This is a genomic window from Micrococcus lylae (genome assembly GCF_900163825.1).
In the GTDB taxonomy this organism is placed as follows: domain Bacteria; phylum Actinomycetota; class Actinomycetes; order Actinomycetales; family Micrococcaceae; genus Micrococcus; species Micrococcus lylae.
This window is the reverse complement of record NZ_FUKP01000034.1, coordinates 1-6,136: the sequence shown is the minus strand read 5'-3', so window position 1 is coordinate 6,136 and position 6,136 is coordinate 1. Positions and strand designations below refer to the sequence as shown.

Sequence of the window (6,136 nt, the reverse complement as noted above, 5' to 3'; positions counted from 1 at the left end):
GGGGATGTGTGTAGAGTTCTTTCTCGTGCTGAGGCGCGGAACGGATCAGTTCGCAGCGTCGGAGTGAGTACCACGGTTTCCGTAGAAAACACGAGAAACAAGCGGTTGTTTGCCGTGTTCACGTCAGCATCCCGGTCATTTCCTTTGGGGAGTGAAGGGGTATTCTTGAAGAGCTGATCGCCTGGTGTGTCAGTGCGGTTCGTGTCTGGGGTCGTGGAGGCCTTCTGGTGCGTGCCGGCTGGTGTGAGTCCTGGAGGATCCGGTTGGCAGTGTTGCTGCCAGCGGTTGGGTTTGACAGGGACCGGGTTGGTGGTGGTAAGGTTAGTCCTTGTCTGCCACGGCCGGATGGTGAATGACTTGAGAACATCAAGTTGACACTCTCTGGTCGGTCGGCTAGGATGGAGAAGTTGCTCCGGAGCGAAGCGCCGCGATGGCGGGTCGAGCTGAGTGTCGGAAGCGCCTGTTGTTTGAGAACTCAATAGTGTGCCAAGTTTGTTGATGCCAATTATTTATTGATTGGTGGCTGTCGGCGGGCGCACCCCCGTGTGTCTGTGTCGATGGCGTGCCAGTGATTGAATTGACTGGTTGATGGTTTTTCCGGCTGTTGACTGGTTGTTCTGTAATTTTTTTACGGAGAGTTTGATCCTGGCTCAGGATGAACGCTGGCGGCGTGCTTAACACATGCAAGTCGAACGATGAAGCTCCAGCTTGCTGGGGTGGATTAGTGGCGAACGGGTGAGTAACACGTGAGTAACCTGCCCTTGACTCTGGGATAAGCCTTGGAAACGGGGTCTAATACCGGATAGGAGCATTCACCGCATGGTGGGTGTTGGAAAGAATTTCGGTCTTGGATGGACTCGCGGCCCATCAGCTTGTTGGTGAGGTAATGGCTCACCAAGGCGACGACGGGTAGCCGGCCTGAGAGGGTGACCGGCCACACTGGGACTGAGACACGGCCCAGACTCCTACGGGAGGCAGCAGTGGGGAATATTGCACAATGGGCGCAAGCCTGATGCAGCGACGCCGCGTGAGGGATGACGGCCTTCGGGTTGTAAACCTCTTTCAGTAGGGAAGAAGCGAAAGTGACGGTACCTGCAGAAGAAGCACCGGCTAACTACGTGCCAGCAGCCGCGGTAATACGTAGGGTGCGAGCGTTATCCGGAATTATTGGGCGTAAAGAGCTCGTAGGCGGTTTGTCGCGTCTGCCGTGAAAGTCCGGGGCTTAACTCCGGATCTGCGGTGGGTACGGGCAGACTAGAGTGCAGTAGGGGAGACTGGAATTCCTGGTGTAGCGGTGGAATGCGCAGATATCAGGAGGAACACCGATGGCGAAGGCAGGTCTCTGGGCTGTAACTGACGCTGAGGAGCGAAAGCATGGGGAGCGAACAGGATTAGATACCCTGGTAGTCCATGCCGTAAACGTTGGGCACTAGGTGTGGGGGCCATTCCACGGTTTCCGCGCCGCAGCTAACGCATTAAGTGCCCCGCCTGGGGAGTACGGCCGCAAGGCTAAAACTCAAAGGAATTGACGGGGGCCCGCACAAGCGGCGGAGCATGCGGATTAATTCGATGCAACGCGAAGAACCTTACCAAGGCTTGACATGTTCTCGTTCGCCGTAGAGATACGGTTTCCCCTTTGGGGCGGGTTCACAGGTGGTGCATGGTTGTCGTCAGCTCGTGTCGTGAGATGTTGGGTTAAGTCCCGCAACGAGCGCAACCCCTGTTCTATGTTGCCAGCACGTGATGGTGGGGACTCATGGGAGACTGCCGGGGTCAACTCGGAGGAAGGTGGGGACGACGTCAAATCATCATGCCCCTTATGTCTTGGGCTTCACGCATGCTACAATGGCCGGTACAATGGGTTGCGATACTGTGAGGTGGAGCTAATCCCAAAAAGCCGGTCTCAGTTCGGATTGGGGTCTGCAACTCGACCCCATGAAGTTGGAGTCGCTAGTAATCGCAGATCAGCAACGCTGCGGTGAATACGTTCCCGGGCCTTGTACACACCGCCCGTCAAGTCACGAAAGTCGGTAACACCCGAAGCCGGTGGCCTAACCCTTGTGGAAGGAGCCGTCGAAGGTGGGACTGGCGATTGGGACTAAGTCGTAACAAGGTAGCCGTACCGGAAGGTGCGGCTGGATCACCTCCTTTCTAAGGAGCATTTAGTGCCGATGGCATCACCGAGTGTGTGATGGTCGGTTGCTCATGGGTGGAACATCAATGAATGGTGCCAGTGGTGGTGCCGGCGTCTGGTGAGTACGCAGCTCTTGTGGGTTGTTGGAAAGCTGTGGGTGCTGGTGGTGCGTGCTGGTGTTGGCACACTGTTGGGTTTTGGGACAGCAGGCACATCCTGTGTGGGTGTGACGTTGTTTCCTGGTTGAGTCTTCGCATGGTGAAGCATCGACTGTGTGTTGGTGTGGGGCTGTGTGGGGGTTGTTGTTTGAGAACTGCATAGTGGACGCGAGCATCTTATTTTTGTTGCTGCATCGTTGATCTGAGTGTCCCACGTTGTGTGGGGTGTTTGGTGAGGTGTGGTGATGCCGAGAATGATGTCATCTTATGCTCATTTTTTGGACTTCTAGTGTTTGGAAGTTTCTAAGGGCGCATGGTGGATGCCTTGGCAACAGGAGCCGAAGAAGGACGTGGGAATCTGCGATAAGCCTGGTGGAGTCGATAACCGGACGTTGAGACCAGGATTTCCGAATGGGGAAACCCCGCACGACGTGTCGTGTGACCACCGGTTGAACACATAGGCCGGTTGGGGGGAACGTGGGGAAGTGAAACATCTCAGTACCCACAGGAAGAGAAAACAAAAGTGATTCCGTGAGTAGTGGCGAGCGAAAGCGGATGGGGCTAAACCGTATGTGTGTGATACCCGGCAGGGGTTGCATGTGCGGTGTTGTGGGCCTGCTCTTGGCGTGTCTGCCGGCACGTCGCGGTGAGGTGCGGGCGTATAGACGAACGATCTTGGATGGTCGACCGTAGAGGGTGACAGTCCCGTAGTTGTAATGCGTTCCGCCGCTGTTGAGTGGTTGCCCGAGTAGGACGGGGCTCGAGGAATCCCGTGTGAATCTGCCAGGACCACCTGGTAAGCCTGAATACTACCTGTTGACCGATAGTGAATCAGTACCGTGAGGGAATGGTGAAAAGTACCCCGGGAGGGGAGTGAAATAGTACCTGAAACCATGTGCCTACAAACCGTTGGAGCCTGCGTGTTCAGGTGACAGCGTGCCTTTTGAAGAATGAGCCTGCGAGTTAGTGATACGTGGCGAGGTTAACCCGTGTGGGGTAGCCGTAGCGAAAGCGAGTCTGAATAGGGCGTTGAGTCGCGTGTCCTAGACCCGAAGCGGAGTGATCTACCCATGGCCAGGTTGAAGCGCGTGTAAGAGCGCGTGGAGGACCGAACCCACTTCAGTTGAAAATGGAGGGGATGAGCTGTGGGTAGGGGTGAAAGGCCAATCAAACTCCGTGATAGCTGGTTCTCCCCGAAATGCATTTAGGTGCAGCGTCACGTGTTTCTTCCCGGAGGTAGAGCTACTGGATGGACGATGGGCCCTACAAGGTTACTGACTTCAGCCAAACTCCGAATGCCGGGTAAGTGAGAGCGTGGCAGTGAGACTGTGGGGGATAAGCTTCATAGTCGAGAGGGAAACAGCCCAGACCACCGGTTAAGGCCCCTAAGCGTGTGCTAAGTGGGAAAGGATGTGGAGTTGCTGAGACAACCAGGAGGTTGGCTTAGAAGCAGCCACCCTTGAAAGAGTGCGTAATAGCTCACTGGTCAAGTGATTCCGCGCCGACAATGTAGCGGGGCTCAAGTACACCGCCGAAGCCGTGGCGTTCAGTTTTTCTGGATGGGTAGGGGAGCGTCGTGCACGAGGTGAAGCCAGCGGGTAACTTCTGGTGGATTGTGCACGAGTGAGAATGCAGGCATGAGTAGCGAAAGACGGGTGAGAAACCCGTCCGCCGGATGACTAAGGGTTCCAGGGTCAAGCTAATCTTCCCTGGGTGAGTCGGGACCTAAGGCGAGGCCGACAGGCGTAGTCGATGGACAACGGGTTGATATTCCCGTACCGGTGAAGGACCGTCCATGCTGATTCGGTGATACTAACCGCCCGAAGCATCCTCGACCTTGTTCTTTGAGCAGGGCGTGTGGTGTGGAGCGCGGGACCTGAACCGAGGAGGCAAGCGCATTAACAGGTGTGACGCAGGAAGGTAGCCGGGCCAGGCAATGGAATCGACCTGGTCTAAGGGTGTAGGGCTGCCGGTAGGTAAATCCGCCGGTTGTGTGCCTGAGACCTGATGGGCGCCCACCATGTGGGTGATCCGGTGATCCTATGCTGCCTAGAAAAGCATCGGCGTGAGGTTCTAGCCGCCCGTACCCGAAACCGACACAGGTAGTCAGGTAGAGAATACTAAGGCGATCGAGAGAATCATGGTTAAGGAACTCGGCAAAATGCCCCCGTAACTTCGGGAGAAGGGGGGCCCTGACCTTGAGCACCACGTGCTGGTGTGAGGGGGTAGGGGCCGCAGAGACCAGGGGGAAGCGACTGTTTATCAAAAACACAGGTCCGTGCGAAGTCGTAAGACGATGTATACGGACTGACTCCTGCCCGGTGCTGGAAGGTTAAGAGGACCCGTTAGCTTCGGCGAAGCGGAGAATTTAAGCCCCAGTAAACGGCGGTGGTAACTATAACCATCCTAAGGTAGCGAAATTCCTTGTCGGGTAAGTTCCGACCTGCACGAATGGAGTAACGACTTCCCCGCTGTCTCAACCGTGAACTCGGCGAAATTGCATTACGAGTAAAGATGCTCGTTACGCGCAGAAGGACGGAAAGACCCCGTGACCTTTACTATAGTTTGGTATTGGTGTTCGGTGTTGCTTGTGTAGGATAGGTGGGAGACTGTGAAGCCGGCACGCCAGTGTTGGTGGAGTCATCGTTGAAATACCACTCTGGTAACTCTGGATATCTAACTTCGGCCCGTGATCCGGGTCAGGGACAGTGCCTGATGGGTAGTTTAACTGGGGCGGTTGCCTCCCAAATGGTAACGGAGGCGCCCAAAGGTTCCCTCAGCCTGGTTGGCAATCAGGTGTTGAGTGCAAGTGCACAAGGGGGCTTGACTGTGAGAGTGGCAGCTCGAGCAGGGACGAAAGTCGGGACTAGTGATCCGGCGGCTCGTTGTGGAACGGCCGTCGCTCAACGGATAAAAGGTACCTCGGGGATAACAGGCTGATCTTGCCCAAGAGTCCATATCGACGGCATGGTTTGGCACCTCGATGTCGGCTCGTCGCATCCTGGGGCTGGAGTTGGTCCCAAGGGTTGGGCTGTTCGCCCATTAAAGCGGTACGCGAGCTGGGTTCAGAACGTCGTGAGACAGTTCGGTCCCTATCCTCTGCGCGCGTTGGAAATTTGAGAAGGTCTGTCCTTAGTACGAGAGGACCGGGACGGACGAACCTCTGGTATGTCAGTTGTACCGCCAGGTGCATGGCTGATTAGCTACGTTCGGGATGGATAACCGCTGAAAGCATCTAAGCGGGAAGCCGGCTTCGAGATGAGATTTCCTTGCCCCTTTGAGGGTGTGAGGCCCCCAGCTAGAACACTGGGTTGATAGGCTGGATGTGGAAGCACGGACTGACGACGTGTGGAGCTGACCAGTACTAATAGGCCGATGACTTACAAACACTTTTGTTGTGGTGTTCGCGTCCACTGTGCGGTTGTCTGATTGCAGCCTTGGGTGACTGTGGTGTATGGTTGCTTGAGCGTGTAAGTGAATATGTGTCGCGATGTGTTGTGACTTGTGAGGTTTACCCGCCCCTTGGCCTTGTTTGGGTGTTGGGGGTGTGGTTCTAGGGTTACGGCGGTCATAGCGTGGGGGAAACGCCCGGTTCCATTCCGAACCCGGAAGCTAAGGCCCACAGCGCCGATGGTACTGCAACCGGGAGGTTGTGGGAGAGTAGGTCGCCGCCGGACATTCTTTGTGGGTTGAGGCCCCGTACCTGTGTGGTACGGGGCCTCCCCTTTTTTTGTGTGCCGTGGTTTCCCGTTTTTGTGCGGGGCTGCCGTGTGGGTGCGGCGTTCGGGCGTGGTGTGTTGGTGCGCGGGGCCTTCTCTTGCCGGTGCCGGCTGGACCAGTGCCC

Annotated in this window: 3 rRNA genes; all 3 read left to right on the top strand. The window is 56.2% G+C overall.

The window, feature by feature from the left end:
- The first annotated feature begins 627 nt into the window (after positions 1-627).
- Positions 628-2,151: ribosomal RNA gene (locus FM125_RS05115) — 16S ribosomal RNA — on the top strand.
- A gap of 434 nt (positions 2,152-2,585) precedes the next feature.
- Positions 2,586-5,680 (top strand): 23S ribosomal RNA (locus FM125_RS05110).
- Positions 5,681-5,852: 172 nt separating this feature from the next.
- Positions 5,853-5,969 (top strand): 5S ribosomal RNA (rrf, locus tag FM125_RS05105).
- The 16S, 23S and 5S rRNA genes sit together here, the layout of an rRNA operon.
- The last annotated feature ends 167 nt before the right edge of the window (positions 5,970-6,136 follow it).